Source organism: Pseudomonas sp. PSB18, assembly GCF_014596565.1.
In the GTDB taxonomy this organism is placed as follows: domain Bacteria; phylum Pseudomonadota; class Gammaproteobacteria; order Pseudomonadales; family Pseudomonadaceae; genus Aquipseudomonas.
Map to the genome: position 1 here is coordinate 94,507 of NZ_NOIN01000001.1, position 17,577 is coordinate 112,083.

Genomic DNA, 17,577 nt, shown 5'->3' on the forward strand with positions numbered 1-17,577 from the left:
CGAATCAGAATTTATAAGTGATGGAAGTGCCGAACCCACTGGCGCTGTTCTTGTATTTGGAGCTGTAGGCGCCCCGGCTGGCTGAAGCGTCGTTGACCTTCACGCTCTCCTCCCACAGATAGGAGTAAGCGAGGTCGACGGTGACATTGTCCACGGGCGTCCACCCGGCGCCCAAGCTGACCACCGTGCGGTCACCTGTTGGAATACGTGGTGAACGGTTGGTGTTGTTGGTGGGGGACTGATCCACCGAAAAACCAGTGCGCAGCACCCATTGCTTATTGAGCTGGTACGAAGCGCCGATCGCGTGTGCCCAGGTGTCGTGCCAGTTCTCCTCTTCAGTGACACTGCTCAACGTGCCGCTCAGCGCCGGAGGCAATCCGCTGTTCTCGATGGTGATGTCCTTGAAGCGACTCCAACGTGTCCAGGTGCTGCCCAGGTACAGGGTCCAATCGTCATTGAGTTGCTGGGTCACCGAGAAGTCCACGGATTCGGGCGTGTCCACGTCCAGCGAAGCATCGTAACTTTCGCCGCTGACTCCCAGTAGGGAAAAGACGCCGCCGGTGACTTTGGTCTTGGCATTATCCAGGTGATAGCTGACCTTGGAATGGTAGGTCATGCCCACCCGGGTGCTGTTCGTGGCCTGCACCAGAATACCGGCGTTGAAACCCAGGGCGGTGTCGTCGCCCTTGCTGGTGAGTTTGCCGTCATTGGTACCGGGACTGAAGGGGTTCAGGACCATTGCCGACAACTCACCGCTGATGCGGTTGATCGTCGGACCGAAACCGATGGAAACCCTGTCATTGAAGGCGTAGCTGACCGTCGGTTGGAAGGTCAGTGTCTTGACCTCGCTTTTGTTGGTGAAGTAACGACCGGCGAACCCACTGCCATAATCCGTTATCAGGCCGAACGGCGCGTAGAAACCGACACCGAACGCCCAATGCTCATCGATGGGATTGACGTAATAACCCATGGGCACCGTGACCACGGGCACCATGTCGCCGTCTTGCTGGCCGCCGAACGTGCTGCGGGTCTGGCTGATGTCTGATTTGGCGAACAGCGTCGCAGCGCCCACGCTGACTTGCTCTCGCTTCAAACGAGACATGCCCGCCGGGTTACCGAAAACGGTGCTCGCGTCATCGGCGGAAGAGGATCGACCGGCAAAACCGGTGCCCATCCCACTGATGCTTTGTTCATTGAGCGCAAAGCCGCTGGCGAACAGTTGCGAAGAGGCCAGAGCGACAGCAAGGCCAAGCGGAGTCTTGAAGATCATTTTTTTCATTATTGGATCTCTAGGGTGGTCGCAGATAGGTGTTGCAGGGAAAACAGGGGCCTCGGCTCTTTTGGCTTCAAGCGAAAATCGCCACGGTCTGGCGTGCCCACAGCACGCGCAGACCGCTTTCATCCCAGATCTCCATATCCTGGACGGAATAGCCCTCTTGGGTTTGTTGGCTGAACGAATTGATCAGGAACCATTCGCCGACCACGGCGGGTTGCGGCAGGTCTATGGTCCAGGAAACCGAACTGATGGCGGCCGGCGTGATAAAGCAGGTCATGGCCGCGGGCGGTAAGCTGTCAGCCAGTGCGATCAACGCGACGGCCGGATCGACCCCCTGGGCGTCCAGATGACGCACCCACATCAGCAACTCAGGATTTTCAGCACCCGACACCGGCAGCGATCCGCCGGCCGGGCGCATCTCGAAGTTGTAGGCGCAGGCGGGGGCAACCCGTCTGTCCAGCTCCAGCGTCTGGTGCTCGGAGGGCCCTCCCACGGACGGACACTCCCATAAGTCGTGTCTGATCCGACTGGCACGCGGATGGGCGAACAACAAGGTCGTGCGTAGCGCCAGTTCATCCCCCGACAGGCAGTCAACCGCCACCGAGGTGACTGATCGGCCCTCGCGCAAGACGCTGGTATTGAACGTCTGCGCCTTGGTCACCGGGCCGATGAAGGACACCTGGGCGGACTTGAACGGCGGCAGTTGCCCACCATTCACCAAATGCACCGCCTGCAACGACAGAGCCGTCGAGAGCCCGCCAAATACGGTCCTGCCTTGCAGCCAATTGGCGGGGGCCTCGAAAGGCCTGTCAGGGTCGAACTGATTAACCAGCTGGGAAAATGAAGTCACGGTCTTTTCCTCTACGGGAAACTGAATATTCAGAATCGATACTCACGACGAGAACCTACACAGACACTCCCCTCGCGATCACGACGCCGACTCCCAGCGACGAAACAGAACGCTGGCATTGACGCCGCCGAAGCCGAATCCATTCGAGAGCGCATAGGTGATCGAGGCCTTGCGTGCCGCCAGGCCAACCAGGTCGAGGCCGCCAGCGGCTTCATCGGGGTTGAGGAGATTCAATGTCGGGGGAATGATCTGATCCCGCAAAGCCAGCACGGTGAAAAGCGCTTCGATGCCCCCCGCCGCGCCCAGCAAATGCCCGGTGGCTGACTTGGTCGAGCTGATCGCCACGCCTGAGTGGCCGCCGAACACGGACCTGATAGCCGCCAGTTCGCCCTTGTCGCCCACCTGCGTCGAAGTCGCATGGGCGTTGATATGCTGTACGTCGCCAGCGCTGACACCCGCCTGGCGCAAGGCTTGTTCCATGGCGCGCCGGGCCCCATTCCCATCTTCCGGCCCTGCGGTCAGGTGATAGGCATCCGCGCTGGTGCCGTAGCCCACCAGCTCCGCCAGGGGCGTCGCGTCACGGGCGAGTGCGTGCTCCAGCGATTCGATCACCAGCAACCCTGCGCCTTCGGCCATGACAAACCCGTCGCGCTCGCGATCGAATGGACGCGATGCTTCCTGTGGCCGGTCAGCGAACCCGGTGGACAGCGCGCGGGCGGCAGCAAAACAACCGAGCGTCACCCGATCGATCGCCGCTTCGGTGCCGCCGCAAATGGCGATATCGGCCTCCCCGCTCCGGATCAGTCGCGCCGCATCGCCAATGGCTTGTACGCCGGCGGCACAGGCCGTCACCGGTGCGCCGAGCGGGCCTTTGAAACCGTTCTGGATAGAGACATGACCCGCAGCCATGTTGGCGAGGAATGCCGGCGCGGTGAACGGCGATAACCTGCGTGGCCCACGGGCATCCGTGGTCCGTACGGCTTCGGCAATCGCACCGAAACCGCCGACCCCGGAAGCGATAATGGTCGCGGTCCGCTGTTGTTGCGCTTCATCCGTGGGATGCCAGCCTGCCTGTTCCAGCGCTTCATGGGCGGCCATGAGCGCGAATTCGATGAAGCGGTCCATCTTCTTGCGCTCTTTGGGCGCAATGATGCGCTCGGGCGCGTAACCGGCGACGGGATCTTCTTCCAGGGTCGGCACCTGCCCCGCCACGGCGACGCCAGTGCCTTCAGCGATTTCGTCTGGCAGGCGGCGGATACCCGAACGGCCGTCCAGCAACCTGCTCCAGACTTCTTCCATGCCGCATCCCAGGGGGCCGACAATACCGCCGCCCGTGACTACGATTCGCGTTTGATCATTGGAATTCATCATGAGACCCTCTTGATGTCGACGTTCAGTTGGCTGTCTGCGCTTCAGTTCTTGCTGCGGTGTCGGGACGGATCTTGAACCAGATGGCATACATCTCCGGCAGGAACACCAGCGTCATGACGGTCCCACCGAATGTCCCACCGATCAGTGTGTAAGCCAGGGCTCCCCAGAACACCGAATGAGTCAGCGGAATAAAGGCCAGGATGGCGGCCATCGCTGTGAGCAGTACCGGCCTGGCGCGTTGCACCGTCGCCTCTACAACCGCATGGAATGGATCGAGTCCTTCTTTCTGGTTGTGATCGATTTGCCCGATCAGGATCAGCGTGTTGCGCATCAAGATGCCCGATAAGGCGATCAGGCCCACCAAGGCGTTGATGCCGAACGGCTGATGGAAGATCAGCAGGGTCGGTACCACACCAATCAGTCCCAGCGGTGCGGTGAGGAACACCATCACCATCGCCAACATTGAACGGACCTGCAGAATGATGATCAGCAGCGTCAGAGCGATCATGATCGGGAACAGCGGCAACATCGCTTTTGAGGCTTTCCCCGACTCTTCGATCGAACCGGCCTGTTCGATGCGGTATCCGGCCGGCAGCGTGCTGATGATCGGCTGCAGCTGGGTCAGGATGTTCGTGGATACATCCGGCGGCTGCAGGTCCTCGGCAATGTCCCCGCGTACCGTAATGGTGGGTGTACGGTCACGACGGCGCAGGACCGGCTCTTCCATGCGCACCTCGACGCTGCCGATCTGCGACAGCGGAACACGTTGTCCGGCCGCGCCCACCAGCGTGAAGCCCTGGATTTTTGCCGGATCGAGGCGGATATCGCCCGCCGCACGCCCCACCACTTGCACGGAACGAATGTCTTCGCGCACAAATGTGATCGGAATCCCCGACAGCAGGAACTGCAATTGCTGGCCGACCGTACTGGACGTCAGCCCGACCGCCTGCAACCGGTTCTGATCCAATGAGAAATGCAGTGTCGGTATGCGCGTGCCCCAGTCGGTGTTGACGGTCCTCATCAGAGGACTTGCCCGCATGACAGCCTCGACCCGCCCCGCAATTTCACGCAGCTTGGCGGGATCCGGCCCCATCACCCGATAAGCGACGGGAAAGGGGGAATAGGGACCGAACACCAGCTGGGTAACCCGCACACGGGCCTCAGGCGCGAGTCCGTCAGCCACCGCTTGGCGGAGACGGTGCTTGAGGGTTTCACGCGCCTCCTGGCTACCGGTCAGTACCACGATTTTTGCGAAGGATGGGTCGGGCAGTTCCGGCGCCATCGCCAGGTAGAAACGCGGTGAACCTTGTCCGATATAGGAGGTGACGATTTTCGCTTCGTCCTGCTTTTGCAGCCAGGCCTCAATGCTGGCCGTCGTCGCGCTGGTCTGCTCGATGGACGTGCCATAAGGCATTTGCACTTCAACGAGCACTTCCGGGCGATCGGACGCTGGGAAAAACTGCTTCTTGACCAGGCCCATGCCGAGGATGGCGATGACAAACAAGGCAATCACCGCTACGGCCACCAGCCATTTGCGAGCGATGACCCGTGTCAGCAACCGGCGAAAACGATTGTAGTGAGGTGTGTCATAGATGGCCGTGTGACCACCCTCGACTTGTTTGACCTGCGGCAGCAGCTTCACACCCAGGTAAGGCGTGAAGGCCACCGCGACCACCCAGGACGCGATCAGGGCAATGCCCACGATCCAGAACATGTTGCTGGTGTACTCGCCCGCGGTCGAATGCGCGAAACCGTTGGGCATGAAGCCGACGGCCGTCACCAGCGTACCGGCGAGCATCGGTGCGGCCGTGTGGCTCCAAGCATAGGCCGAGGCCTTGATCCGGTCGTAGCCCTCCTCCATTTTGACCATCATCATTTCGATGGCGATGATCGCGTCGTCCACCAGCAGGCCCAACGCCAGGATCAGTGACCCCAGGGTGATGCGGTCGAAATTCTTGCCAGTGGCGGCCATCACCATGAACACCACAGCGAGGGTCAACGGCACGGCCGCCGCCACCACCACACCCACATGCCAGCCCATGCTGAGGAAACAGACCAGCATCACCACCAGCAACGCGACGAAGAATTTGATCATGAATTCGTCGACAGCCGAACTGATATTCACCGACTGATCGGTGACCTTGGTGAACGTCATGCCCAGCGGCATGCCTTCGTTGATACTGACCGTCTCGGCATCCAGCGCTTTGCCCAGATCCAGGCCGTTCCAGCCCTCTCGCATCACGACACCCAGTAACAGGGCTGGCTCGCCTTGGTTGCGGACCAGAAAGGTCGCCGGATCTTCGTAGCCACGCTCGACCGTCGCGACGTCCGAAAGCTTCAGCGCCCGCCCCTGCACCACAATCGGCGTATCGCGAATTTTTTCGAGCTTGTCGAACGCGCCATCCAGGCGCACGAATACTTGCGGTCCCTTGGTGTCGATCGAGCCGGCGGGCGTCAGTACGTTCTGATTGTTCAGCGCGGCAAAAATGTCCTGGGGCGAAAGCCCAAGCGTCGCCAATCGATCATGGGAAAACGACACGAAGATACGCTCGGACTGCTCGCCGATGATGTTGACTTTTTTCACCCCCGGCACATGCAGAAGGCGCTGGCGCAACGACTCGGCATCGCGGGCCAGCAAGCGCTGCGGCTCGCCCTTGGCCTTCAATGCAAACAGCGCAAAGGTCACGTCCGAGAACTCATCGTTGACCATCGGCCCGATGACACCGGCCGGCAGGGTCTTCGCCTCATCCGCGATTTTCTTGCGGGCCTGGTAGAACTCTTCCTGCACTTCTGCCGGCGGCGTCTTGTCCAGCAGCGACACCATGGTGAACGCCAGCCCAGGCCGCGTGTACGTTTCGGTGCGGTCGTACCACTTCAATTCCTGCAAGCGCTTTTCCAGCGGCTCGGCGACCTGGTCCTGCATTTCCTGCGCGGTAGCCCCCGGCCAGGCAGAGATGATCGTCATCTGCTTGACGGTGAAGGGCGGATCTTCCGCACGCCCCAGACCGAAGAACGCCAGGACACCGGCAATCGTGATGAGAAAGATCAGGAAAAGGGTGATCGATCGCTCACGAACGGCAAGGGCCGAGAGATTGAAACGCCCCTCGCTCATGGCTGGTTCCCCTTGGCGACAACCTGTTCCTCTTGCGCCACCCGAACCTCATCGCCGTCATGCAGCAAATGCGCGCCCAAAGCCACGATCTGCTCACCCGGCTTCAGGCTGCCGGAGACCGTCGCCATGTCATCGCCAAGGTCAAGGACCTGAACCGGACGCCACGAGACTTTTGCCGGATCGCCGGAAACGCCCCATACACCGGGGCCCTTACCCGCGTCGAAAACAGCCGCGACAGGTACTCGCAGCGCCTGTCCCGGCAACTTGTCCTGGGCGATATTGAGCGTGACGGTCGAACCGAGCGGCGCATTAGCCAGCGCGCCTTCGAGCACGTACCTGGCCTCGAAGGTGCGCGTTACCGGGTCGGCGGCATCGGAAAGCAGCCGCAGCTTCGCAACCGTGGCTACCTTGCCGTTGCCGTACAAAGTCGCCTGGGCCACCGAGCCCGCAGCTGGACGCAGCGTTTCGGGCAGGTTCACGCTGGCTTCGCGTTGACCGGCGCGTGCCAGCTTGACCACCGGCTGTCCCGCACTGACGACCTGGCCAGGTTCGGCCAGCGTATCCATCACGACGCCATCGGCGTCGGCCAACAGGGTCGCATAGCCCATGGCATTGCTTGCCACATCAGCCTGCGCTTGCGCCGCGCTCAACTGCGCCTTTGCCGTGTCAGCGGCGGCCTTTGCCTGGTCGTATGCAGAGGCCGAGATCGCCCCTGCCGCCACCAGCTCGCGATTACGCGCCTCGTCATCCGCCGTCTGCTTGGCTTGCGCCCGGGCCGCAGCCACGGCCTGCTGCTGCGCACGCGCCTGCAGGCCAAGGTCGACCGGGTCCAGGCGCATGAGTGGCTGACCACGCTTGACCGTCTGGCCGGCATCCACCAGACGCTCCTGCACCTTCCCCGATACTCGAAAGCCAAGATCGCTCTGGACACGAGCGACCACAACGCCTGTGAACGAACGCGCGATGTCGACCGAGTTCTCGACGCCCGCGACCCTCACCAGAGGAGACTGGGTGCGTGCGTCGACGGCGGTCGATGAATTACCGCACGCCGCCAGGACGAGAGGCATTAAGCAGACGGCAACAGGTTTTAGCCGAAGCATGGTTCTCTACTCAATAAAAAGAACAGGAACACATCTTCATTCTAGTGACCAATAATGTCAACAGTCACAAATATCAGGACGACTGCGCCGAAAGGCTTCGTAACAGCAGCGTCGATAGAAGCGCCGCGGCCGATGAGGCCGTATCAAGGTTGTATTGCAGCTGCACGGGATTGGCATAAGGCTTCATGACCAGGTAGATCGCCTGGACGGCTTCATCCAACGGAGTTTCCCCCTCGAACTCCCCGGACTCACGCCCCTCCAGGAGGATTTGCTGGATAAGCTGGCGCAAGCGTTCATCATGCGCCTGCGCAGGAAGCCACTGCTCGCGAGCGGCAATGGCAGCAATGTCGTAGAGCTTGCGATCATGGAAGAACAAGTCGCTGCCCGCCTCTGCCAGCGCCCGGAATAGACGCTCCAGCTTTCCGGCAGCGGTCGGCGCATCCACGATCGCTGAATCCACAATCGCCATGATCATGACGAGACGGTTCGTACAAATCACTTCTCCAATCGCCTGTTTGGAATCGAAAAACTTATAGACATAAGCCTTGGAGAAACCAATGGCCTTGGCGATGTCAGACACGGTCGTCTTCTCATATCCATAGCGGCCAAAGTGCAGCGTGGCGGCCTCCACGACTTGATCGCGAACGCTGTGGTCTGACGGCCCACGTATCTGGGGTGCATGCATGTGTTTAGTCATTTTTCCAGCTTAGCTCCATGCACCCTCATTGACAACGAGTGACCAATTGGTAATATCGTCACGAACAGTACTTGGCTAAACCTGGAGTCGTCATGCCTTCCCTCCGTACGCTTGCTCTGCTTGTGAACACCGGCTTAATGGCGGGCTGCGCGGTTGGCCCGGACTATCAACGTCCGGACGCTCCGCTGTCGGACAGCTATCAGGCTCAATCCGTCGTTCAACAGAGGACGGCAGCCCGCCCGGCAAACTTTGCCAGTTGGTGGGAAGGCTTCGGTGATCCATTGCTCAGTGACTTCATCGCCAAGGCGCTTGCGCAGAACCTCGATCTGGCCCAGGCCTCGGCACGAGTCACTCAGGCACGCGCGGGGCTTGGCGCGGCGACCGCTGCCCTGTTGCCGTCGGGCAACATCAGCGGACAAGCCGCACGCGCTTATCAGTCAGTCGAAACACCACTGGGCCAGGTGCTCAACTCGACGCCCGGCTATGATCGCTATGGCAATTTGTATGAACTGGACCTCGGCGCAAGCTGGGAGCCGGATGTATTCGGCGGCCTACGCCGAGGCCGCGAGGCGGAACTGGCGGAATACCAGGCGTCCGAGGCCGGTTTTACCGCGACGCGCCTGGCCGTCGCCGCGCAGACCGCGGACATCTACATCACCCTGCGAGGCCTGCAGGCCCGGCTGGCCATTGCCAATCGACAGGTCAAGACCCAACAAGACCTGCTGGAGAAAGTACAACTGCTCCACGGCAAAGGGCTGGCCGCCGAATTTCAGGTTCGCCAGACCGAGGGGGCGCTTGCGCAGGTTCAAGCGACAGTGCCGGTCCTCAATACTGGTCTGGACGCTGCGATGAACGCACTGGATGTCATCCTCGGCACCCCTCCCGGCACCCACCGGGCTCAATTGACTGAGACGGGGGCGATTCCTCAGGCACCGCAGATTACCTCCGCTGGCACCCCGGCCGATCTGCTGCGCCGCCGGCCAGACCTCATCGTGGCCGAGCGCAGACTGGCGGCGTCCAATGCCCGCATCGGCGTGGCGATCAGTGAGTACTATCCAAAGTTTTCGCTCAGCGCCTTGATTGGTAGCGCGACAGCCGTTTCCAGCGGTCATCTGTTTTCCAGCGGGGCCAGCCAGGCCTCGGGGGTCCTGGGGTTGCGCTGGAGGCTTTTCGATTTCGGCCGTATCAACGCGCAGATCGATCAGGCGAAAGGAGAGGAAGCCGAAGCGCTTGCCGCCTATCGCCAGTCAGTGCTGCGAGCCACCGAAGACGTCGAGAACGCCTTCTCCGCGCTGGTCAACCGCGAGGCGCAGGCATCTACGCTGACCGGAGGTGAAAGCGCTTTGACCAGCGCTCGACAGTCGTCCTTCATCGCTTACCAGAAAGGCTCCGCCAGCCTGATCGACGTGCTGCACGCCGATGAAACAATGCTGCAGGCATCCGACGCCAGAGCGCAGGCCCAAACGGAGTCGGCACGCGCAGCGGTCGCTGCATTCCGGGCGCTCGGTGGCGGTTGGCAGCCGACTGAAACCCAACCCGTGGCTACGCGCTGACTGCATTTGCTGCTCGACCGTAAGCTTCACTTCCATTTTCCTGAATGAAAGCCGTCTCATGAACCGCTAGAACGGACGCTCGGGAAATGAACCCGATGCTTATCGGTCAGCATGCATGCGTTCGTGCTTAGGTCGGATGTTTTTCTCAGGCTGTACTCGCTGCTACTTGGTAACCATTTTAGCCAATGGTCACGATTCATGTAGAGCGAGTTTCCGCAGAGGAGCCCAGCGTTAATCCTGCTTTTATCGAATGGAGGAGACGTATGTCGTGATGGAAACGCAGCTGACCGCTATACCCGTACCGCCGAGACTCAAGGCATGAGGCTACGCAGTACCAGATTGGCGATGCTCGTGGACGCATCCTCCACGCCATCAAGGCTGTACTGCAATAGCAATGGATTGATGTACGGGCGCAACGCCAGGTAGATTGCATTGACCGTTTCATCCAGGGGCGTCTTGCGTTCGAACTCACCCAGCTCACGCCCATCAGAGACGATCTGCCTCACGAATGCCCGGATGCTGGCCTCATAGAACTGGGCGCTAGGCCAACTCTCCGACGCCGCGGATGCCGCAATGTCGTAGAGTTTCCGGTCGTTGAAGAACAGGCTGACACCGGTGACGACCGCGGTTTTGACCAAGCGGCGAAAGCGCTCGGTGGCGCTGAGGGACTCCACGCTGACCGCTTCATCCACGGCCGTGACAATCGTCTCCAGGCAATTGCTGCAAATGGCTTCGCCGATTGCCTGTTTCGAATCGAAGAACTTGTAGATGTAGGCCTTGGAAAAACCAATAGCCTTGGCCAGGTCCGATACCGTGGTTTTGCCATAGCCATAGCGACTGAAATGCTCATTCGCCGCTGCGACAATCTGGGCTCGGATTTCATGGTCGACAGGACCACGGACGTTGCGCGAAGGGAAGGATGTTTGGTTCATGGCGCCAGCTTACCTGTCCCCCCATGGGGTGACAAGCAATGACCAAAACACAATATGGTCACAAAATTGCGCCTTCATATACCTACATCGCCTCATCAGTTCAGGCTAAGCACTCCCTCCTCCGCTCCGGATTTCGAGTACTCTACCCGCCAGTCGAATAGTTGATGCAAGGACGCCAATCGTGCACTTGAACCGTTGGAACTACGCCCTGTTAGCGTGCCTGCTACCTCAGTGGAGCATGGCCAACGCGCTACACATCGATCCTCGTGGCGAGAGCCTTTACCAGCAGGCTGTTGCGCAACTGGTACAGGCGGATCGCAAGCTTGAAGCGGTCACTGCCGAGACACCTACGACAAGCGCAGAGGAGAGAGAGCGCTCCCTGGCCCTGGCGCAAGAAGGTGGCGCGTTGCTCAAGCCAGCCTTTACGCTGCTCGAACAAGCCACGGCCCTTGATCATCCCGTCGCCCAGTATCGCCTCGGACTTATCTACGTGATGCTGTCTCCAAGCGAAGTGATCAAAGACAAAGCGTGCCCCTTGTTCGAACGGAGCCTCGCCCAGGGCTTCGCTCCGCCTGCACTTGAAATTGCATATTGGTGTTTGGCATTCACCGACACGCCCCAATACGAAACAGCCTTGCTGGCGCTGGAAGCCAGCATGCCCCTCTACGAGCAGTATTTTCCGCAGCCGGTTGTCAGGCTTGAGTGCAGGCAAGAAGAACCGGTGGGCTTCGCCATGCAGTGGGGCGGCAGTCGAGACTACCAGGCCGAAATCTACCGACTGTTGGGCGACAACAATCGCGCGCAACGATTGGCGTATTACCAGAAGGCGCTTGATATCAATGATTGCTACAAAGTCAAAAGACGCATGGCGTACCTCAAGTAGCTTCCATCACAACGCTGATCGACACCTCCCGACGATGCTCTATCATGAGCTGACATTCATGACACGCCTGTTCTGACGATTCGCCGGGATACCCTATCCGTGAGAGATCTGCCGCCCACCGCTACATTGCGTGCCTTTGAAGTCGCCACCCGGCACGCGACCTTCACCTCTGCCGCACAGGAGCTGCATGTCACTCAAAGCGCGGTCAGCCACCAGCTCAAGCACCTCGAAGCGCTTTGGGGATTGCAACTGTTCGAGCGCGGCAAATCATTAAGCCTTACCCCAGCGGGGGCTACGCTGGCGCCCATCGTGAGGGAGTTCTTCCTGAGCCTGGAGGCGACCCTGGCCGATCTGCGCGAGCAGAAAGGCAGGGTCCGGCTCGAAGTCAGCACTACGTATTCCTTTGCGCTGAAATGGCTGCTGCCACGCTTGCCAAGTCTCTCTCGCCAGCATCCCGAGCTGTTGGTGTCGCTGGACACCACGGACAAGATCATCCACTTCTCCGACGCCCAGGCCGATGTCGCGATCCGGCTCGGCAAGGGCATCTACCCGGGCTTGTATTCAGAGTTCCTGTTCGGCGAACAGGTGTTTCCAGTGGCAAGCCCCGATCTGCTGCAGCGATACGGGACACCACGCAGCCCTGCCGAACTGTTGCACTACCCACTGCTGACCCGAGATGGCGCCGACCTGGTGCCAAAATGGGAGGCCTGGTTTCAAAAGGTCGGGCTGGAGTTTTTGCCACTCAAGGAAAGCGTCAGGTTTGGCGATAGCAACATGACGGTCGAGGCCGCTCTGCTGGGCCAGGGAGTTGCCCTGGTGCGCAGCGGGCATGTCGAAACCGAGATCAGCGATGGTCGTCTGGTGCGGCTGTTTGACGTGCCGTTCCCATCACCCCTTGCCTACTACTTCGTCTGCCCAAAAGGCATCGAATCGCAGCCACACATCGTCAGCTTTCGCCAGTGGCTGAACGGTGAGGCGCTGAAAGTCCAACGCGCCTATGAATGATGCATGAGGATTTGCTCATGAAACGATGAGGAGACTTCGCTGTAGTTCCTCCCGCCCGAATGCATAAGATGGCGAATGCCAATCCAAATCACCCTGCTGGTTCTTTTCGCCGCGCTCCTGCATGCCAGTTGGAATGCGTTGCTGCGCGGCGGCGCCGATAGGCTCTGGTCGATGACGATCATGTGCATCGCCATCGCTATCGTCAGTGCCGTCGCCGCGGCGTTCATGGTGCCACCGGCGCCCGCCAGCTGGGGCCACATGGTGCTTTCGGCACTGCTGCATGTCGGCTACAACCTGTTTCTCGTACGCAGCTACCGGGTCGGCGACCTGGGGCAGACCTATCCGATTTCCCGAGGGTCGTCACCGGCGCTGATCACCCTTGGCGCCGCTGTCTTTGCCGGAGAAAGCATCGCCCCTGTCACATTACTGGGGATTGCGCTGGTCTCAGGCGGGATTATTTCGCTGGCCTTCCGGGGGCGCAGACTGTCTGTCCCCAGCCTGCCCTACGCCCTGGGAACCGGCTGCTTCATCGCCGCCTACAGCGTCACCGACGGCATCGGCACCCGGCTCTCCGGCGCCCCGCTCGCCTACACCGTGTGGATGTGCGCCTTGTGGGGCTTGATGATGCCTGGGGTGTATATCGGCCTGCGCGACGCCCGAAGCTTGTTCTGCGTCCGGCCCGGAATGCTGGCCGCCGTGGTCGGCGGGCTGGTCTCTTTGCTGGCCTATGGAATTGTCATCTACGCCATGAGCGAAGCGCCCTTGGGCGCGGTATCGGCACTGCGCGAAACCAGCGTGCTGTTTGCGGCGCTGATTGGCTCCGTGTTCCTCGGCGAGAGACTCACCGCCCGCCGGGTCCTGGCGTGCGCGGTGATCGTCAGCGGCACTCTCATGATTGGCTGACACGTCTGTTCCCCCCGCTACAGGAGGTAATCTCGATGAATAACGTCTCACAGGCCCCGTTGATGCTGATTACTGGCGGCGGTCGCGGAGTGGGTGCCGCCACCGCGCGGCTAGCCGCAGCCCGAGGTTACGACGTCGCGATCAGCTACGTGGCCAACGAGTCCGCGGCGCTGGCCGTGGCGGCGGATGTGCAGGCAATGGGACGCCGGGCGTTGGCCATGCGGGCCGACAGTGCCGACTCCGAGCAGGTCGCCGAGTTGTTCGCAGCCATCGACCGCTCGTTCGGACGCATCGACGTCCTGGTCAATAACGCCGGGATACTGTCCGTTCAGTCACGCCTGGAGGACCTCGGTTTCGAGCGCATGCAGCGCATCTTTGCGGTCAATTCCATCGGTCCGATGCTTTGCGCCCAGCAAGCGGTGAAGCGTATGTCTTATCGGCACAACGGTCCGGGCGGCGTAGTGATCAACGTCTCTTCGGCATCGGCGCGCCTTGGCAGCCCCAACGAATATATCGACTACGCGGCGTCCAAGGGGGCTCTGGAGACCTTCACCATCGGGCTGGCCAAAGAGGTGGCTCGGGAAGGGATACGCGTCAACGGTATTCGGCCCGGTCACATCTACACCGACATGCATGCCAGCGGCGGCGAGCCGGGGCGAGTCGATCGCGTCAAGGATTCGATCCCCATGGGCCGAGGCGGTCAGCCGGAGGAAGTGGCGCGGGCCATTCTGTGGCTGGCCAGTGCGGAGGCATCCTTTGTTACCGGCACGTTCCTCGACGTGACTGGGGGGAAATGAGCGGTTGGGCTGGTCGCACTATTAGTAGGGTCAAGGTCAGCGTCCGCAGATCAAGTCGATCTGCTGCGCAGGAGTTGCAGCTGGAGAGCACCTCGAAGAAATGCCCGCAACTGCAACTCGAACATCGGCACGATCAGAGGATCGTCCCAGGGCCCTGTACGGTCAGGACCTAGTGTCCTGTTTCACAAATACGTTCCTTTTTGACGAGTGTCTGTTGTCGTCAGGCAAGGCGCCGCGACGAGTCATAGCCCGCTATGGCGAGGAGCGGCAACGCAGCATGACGACGACAGACGCCGTCAAAAAAGAACAGTATTTGTGATACAGGACACTAGCTGCCGGACGGTGGCGGCATCGGTATATCGTTAAGCTGCAACCCCAGCAACGACATGTACTCATAGATGTGCTGGTAGCCGGATTGAGCCTCATAGCTCGAGCAATTGGATTTAGGTTCCCCACAGAGCCGCAGCTCCATCTCTGGGCCAGCAAGACCGAGTGTAGTCGCAGTTTTTGGAAGCGTGAGTGCAGCGCATGGAACGAATTCATGGCCACCGTTCGTCCCAAGGTTCACTGGGTCAGCGACTCGCGACCGTTGGCCTGTGATGATCAAAACGTCCAGGCCAGCAACATCCGGGCATACAGAATCTTCCCCAACGGAACCACAAGCCTTGGCCTACCGAAATGAGTAACCGAGCAAACTCTTTGTTAGTTGATCCCGCGAAGATTGGTTTTCCCTTCGCCTAGCGGGCATGAAACTCAACAACAACGTTTCCTTGGTCACAAAGTCGAGTGAGACGCACATCAACAGCGATGAACTGCTGGATCACCGCGGCGTTGGTGCGGATGTGATTGCTCAAGCGCTCCGTCGTCAGTTTGCCAGCGCCGGCGATGGCCATCGGCAACATCAACTGATCCGCCAGGCGATTGCCAACCGCTGTGGTTGACTGGGCCCACGCCGTGAACTCGTCGATTGCCAAGTCAGCGACTTGCTCTGCGCGCACACGTTCTTGCCCGATGTTCGCGAACACCTCGGTAACGCCCGCTCTGGTGGCAGTGATCGACACCACATTACCGGGTCCCGCCTGGTCACCCAGATCGGTAACCGACAGATCGCGTCGCGCTATCTTCAGCCTTGCCGAGAGTCGATCGAGTTCGCGATTCCCGATCGAGACAGGAATGCCGGAAACCAGCGCTTCAGCCGAAACGATGGTGACGGGTTCCTGCTCGCCGTCCAGCACCAATGGTTCAAGCGTCGATGGTCGAATGGTCGCTTCGATCACGCCACCTCCGCAGGGGACAAAACCATGACGCAGCAGCGACAATTCCACCTGCGCCCCCATACACCGTATCAATGGCAGCCACGCCTGTTCTATGAAATCGAAAGGAGGAGCCGCCGGATTATGTGTTCCGCCGGTAATCCGCACTGTACTCGGCCCGTGAGCCTGCAACAGCGCAGGCAACAGGGTCTGCAATACCAGTATCGTGCTGCCCGCCGTGCCGATCGCGAACGAATACTCCCCTGCCTTTACGGTCCCGGGACGGAATTCGATAGCGGTCGAATTGAGTTCCGCTCCCAGGACTTTGGCGCCGCAGATCTCAGCCGCTGCTCGTACTGCGGTGAGGTGCTGGCGCAACAGGCCGGGCCGGGAGCGCTTGCCGCGTATCCCTGTCATCCGGAACGCCTGGCCGGTGATCATGGAGAGGCTGAGGGCGGTACGCAGCACCTGCCCTCCTCCCTCGGTGCCGTCGATGAGAATCAGATCCTGGCTCATCCACTCACCCCTTCACGCAGACGACTTGGCGCAGCGTATGGACCACCTCAACCAGATCGCGCTGGGCCGCCATGACCGCATCAATGTCCTTGTAGGCCATCGGGATCTCGTCGATGACCGCCGCATCCTTGCGGCATTCGACATGGGCGGTCGCCCGCACCTGGTCCTCGACCGTAAACATGGCCTTGGCTTTGGTACGACTCATCACCCGACCTGCACCGTGTGAACAACTGCAAAAGGCTTCCTCGTTCCCCAGGCCCCGGACGATGAAACTCTTTGCGCCCATCGACCCGGGAATAATCCCCATCTGACCTTTCTGCGCAGAGACAGCGCCTTTACGGGTGAGAAGAATATCCTCCCCAAAGTAAGTCCCTCGCTCCACATAGTTGTGGTGACAGTCGACGGCGATCAGCCGCGACTCAAAGGGCTTGGTGATGACCGATCGTACGGCATCCAGCACCGCCAACATCATGACCGCGCGGTTCTGCTTGGCAAAATCCTGGGCCCACTCGACAGCCTCGACGTAGTCATCGAAGCTGGACGTTCCTTCCCGCAGGTAGGCCAGGTCCCGGTCAGGCAGGTTCACCATGTGCCTGCGCATTTCCTCACGGGCCTTCTCGATAAAATAGGAACCGATCGCGTTGCCTACGCCACGGGAACCGGTGTGCAGCATCACCCACACATGGTCGGCTTCGTCCAGGCACACCTCGACGAAATGGTTGCCGGTGCCCAGCGTTCCGAGGTGTTTGTGGTTGTTGGACTTCTCAAGGCCAGGATGCTTCTGGGTAATGAGGTCGAAACGCCCCTCGAGGGCTGACCAGGCCTGGTCGACAATCGCCGGTGCGGTGTCCCAGGCCCCTTTGTCCCGGCCGCTACGTCCCGAGGTGCGTCCGTGCGGCACAGCCTTCTCGATTGCAGAACGCAGGCCGAACAGATGATCGGGAAGATCGCTGGCGCGCAGCGAGGTGCGGACAGCCGACATTCCGCAACCGAGGTCGACCCCGACGGCAGCGGGAATGACCGCGCCCTTGGTAGGAATCACGCTCCCGATCGTCGACCCCTTCCCCAAATGAACGTCGGGCATGACGGCCATGTGCTTGAACACGAACGGCATCTGCGCCGTGTTCATCAGTTGCTGCCTGGCCTCGGGCTCAACCGGAACGCCTCGGGTCCACATTTTGATGGGCTTGCCGTTTTCGACTTCAAGCAGCTCGAAGGTTTGAGTGGTCATTGTTTTTCGCTCCTGTGATTTCTGTTTGGGAGCTCTATAGCGAGCGGCATGCCAGTTCTACGGTTGACGGATCATATTCCTACTATCCGATTGATATT

General features: G+C 60.4%; 14 protein-coding genes. 5 read left to right on the forward strand and 9 right to left on the reverse strand.

What is annotated here, in order from left to right; translation table 11 throughout:
- Positions 1–4: 4 nt before the first annotated feature.
- From CGA22_RS00335 to CGA22_RS00360, 6 genes are all read right to left on the reverse strand, one after another.
- A complete protein-coding gene (locus CGA22_RS00335; protein WP_041021713.1) occupies positions 5–1,279 on the reverse strand; it encodes an OmpP1/FadL family transporter in 1,275 nt (424 codons plus the stop codon).
- A gap of 67 nt (positions 1,280–1,346) precedes the next feature.
- Positions 1,347–2,126: a thioesterase family protein gene (locus CGA22_RS00340; RefSeq protein ID WP_188258452.1), complete on the reverse strand. Its 780-nt coding sequence runs from the start codon at positions 2,124–2,126 to the stop codon at positions 1,347–1,349.
- Between the two features lie 78 nt (positions 2,127–2,204).
- Positions 2,205–3,497 carry a beta-ketoacyl-ACP synthase II gene (gene fabF, locus CGA22_RS00345; protein ID WP_084213732.1) on the reverse strand — a complete coding sequence of 431 codons (1,293 nt, stop codon included), beginning with the start codon at positions 3,495–3,497 and terminating at the stop codon, positions 2,205–2,207.
- Between the two features lie 22 nt (positions 3,498–3,519).
- Positions 3,520–6,609: an efflux RND transporter permease subunit gene (locus CGA22_RS00350; protein WP_041021711.1), complete on the reverse strand. Its 3,090-nt coding sequence runs from the start codon at positions 6,607–6,609 to the stop codon at positions 3,520–3,522.
- Positions 6,606–7,709 (reverse strand): efflux RND transporter periplasmic adaptor subunit, encoded by a 1,104-nt coding sequence (locus tag CGA22_RS00355; RefSeq protein WP_041021710.1) that lies wholly within the window; start codon positions 7,707–7,709, stop codon positions 6,606–6,608. Before CGA22_RS00355 ends, CGA22_RS00350 begins: the two co-directional genes overlap by 4 nt.
- 73 nt (positions 7,710–7,782) lie before the next feature.
- Positions 7,783–8,406: a TetR/AcrR family transcriptional regulator gene (locus CGA22_RS00360; RefSeq protein ID WP_041021709.1), complete on the reverse strand. Its 624-nt coding sequence runs from the start codon at positions 8,404–8,406 to the stop codon at positions 7,783–7,785.
- A 92-nt stretch (positions 8,407–8,498) separates the two neighbouring features.
- Between CGA22_RS00360 and CGA22_RS00365 the strand changes: the two genes are divergently transcribed.
- Positions 8,499–9,959, forward strand: coding sequence for an efflux transporter outer membrane subunit (locus tag CGA22_RS00365; protein WP_041021708.1), 1,461 nt, complete (start codon positions 8,499–8,501; stop codon positions 9,957–9,959).
- Between the two features lie 311 nt (positions 9,960–10,270).
- On the opposite strand, the gene CGA22_RS00370 is transcribed toward CGA22_RS00365, so the two are convergent.
- Positions 10,271–10,891 carry a TetR/AcrR family transcriptional regulator gene (locus tag CGA22_RS00370; protein ID WP_041021707.1) on the reverse strand — a complete coding sequence of 207 codons (621 nt, stop codon included), beginning with the start codon at positions 10,889–10,891 and terminating at the stop codon, positions 10,271–10,273.
- Positions 10,892–11,072: 181 nt separating this feature from the next.
- Here CGA22_RS00370 and CGA22_RS00375 point away from each other — a divergent pair, with 181 nt between their 5' ends.
- The 4 genes from CGA22_RS00375 to CGA22_RS00390 all read left to right on the forward strand — a co-directional run bounded on the left by CGA22_RS00375 (position 11,073) and on the right by CGA22_RS00390 (position 14,479).
- A complete protein-coding gene (locus tag CGA22_RS00375) occupies positions 11,073–11,774 on the forward strand; it encodes a hypothetical protein (protein WP_041021706.1) in 702 nt (233 codons plus the stop codon).
- A 99-nt stretch (positions 11,775–11,873) separates the two neighbouring features.
- Positions 11,874–12,779, forward strand: coding sequence for a transcriptional regulator GcvA (gcvA, locus tag CGA22_RS00380; RefSeq protein ID WP_041021705.1), 906 nt, complete (start codon positions 11,874–11,876; stop codon positions 12,777–12,779).
- Between the two features lie 75 nt (positions 12,780–12,854).
- The gene (locus CGA22_RS00385; protein WP_041021704.1) at positions 12,855–13,682 is read left to right on the forward strand and encodes a DMT family transporter; all 828 of its coding nucleotides are present in this window, start codon (positions 12,855–12,857) and stop codon (positions 13,680–13,682) included.
- Between the two features lie 35 nt (positions 13,683–13,717).
- The gene (locus CGA22_RS00390) at positions 13,718–14,479 is read left to right on the forward strand and encodes an SDR family oxidoreductase (protein WP_041021703.1); all 762 of its coding nucleotides are present in this window, start codon (positions 13,718–13,720) and stop codon (positions 14,477–14,479) included.
- 737 nt (positions 14,480–15,216) lie between these two features.
- Here the strand turns inward: CGA22_RS00390 and rtcA are convergent.
- Both rtcA and CGA22_RS00400 read right to left on the reverse strand, forming a co-directional pair.
- A complete protein-coding gene (rtcA, locus tag CGA22_RS00395; RefSeq protein WP_041021702.1) occupies positions 15,217–16,248 on the reverse strand; it encodes an RNA 3'-terminal phosphate cyclase in 1,032 nt (343 codons plus the stop codon).
- 4 nt (positions 16,249–16,252) lie between these two features.
- On the reverse strand, positions 16,253–17,479 hold the full coding sequence (locus tag CGA22_RS00400; RefSeq protein ID WP_041021701.1) for an RtcB family protein: 1,227 nt from the start codon (positions 17,477–17,479) through the stop codon (positions 16,253–16,255).
- Between the last annotated feature and the right edge of the window lie 98 nt (positions 17,480–17,577).

Coding starts and splice junctions, on each gene's coding strand:
- CGA22_RS00355 (WP_041021710.1), bottom strand. CDS start 7,709: ATGCTTCGGCTAAAACCTGTTGCCGTCTGCTTAATGCCTCTCGTCCTG.
- CGA22_RS00365 (WP_041021708.1), top strand. CDS start 8,499: ATGCCTTCCCTCCGTACGCTTGCTCTGCTTGTGAACACCGGCTTAATG.
- fabF (WP_084213732.1), bottom strand. CDS start 3,497: ATGATGAATTCCAATGATCAAACGCGAATCGTAGTCACGGGCGGCGGT.
- CGA22_RS00335 (WP_041021713.1), bottom strand. CDS start 1,279: ATGAAAAAAATGATCTTCAAGACTCCGCTTGGCCTTGCTGTCGCTCTG.
- rtcA (WP_041021702.1), bottom strand. CDS start 16,248: ATGAGCCAGGATCTGATTCTCATCGACGGCACCGAGGGAGGAGGGCAG.
- CGA22_RS00370 (WP_041021707.1), bottom strand. CDS start 10,891: ATGAACCAAACATCCTTCCCTTCGCGCAACGTCCGTGGTCCTGTCGAC.
- CGA22_RS00390 (WP_041021703.1), top strand. CDS start 13,718: ATGAATAACGTCTCACAGGCCCCGTTGATGCTGATTACTGGCGGCGGT.
- CGA22_RS00350 (WP_041021711.1), bottom strand. CDS start 6,609: ATGAGCGAGGGGCGTTTCAATCTCTCGGCCCTTGCCGTTCGTGAGCGA.
- CGA22_RS00360 (WP_041021709.1), bottom strand. CDS start 8,406: ATGACTAAACACATGCATGCACCCCAGATACGTGGGCCGTCAGACCAC.
- CGA22_RS00385 (WP_041021704.1), top strand. CDS start 12,855: ATGCCAATCCAAATCACCCTGCTGGTTCTTTTCGCCGCGCTCCTGCAT.
- CGA22_RS00400 (WP_041021701.1), bottom strand. CDS start 17,479: ATGACCACTCAAACCTTCGAGCTGCTTGAAGTCGAAAACGGCAAGCCC.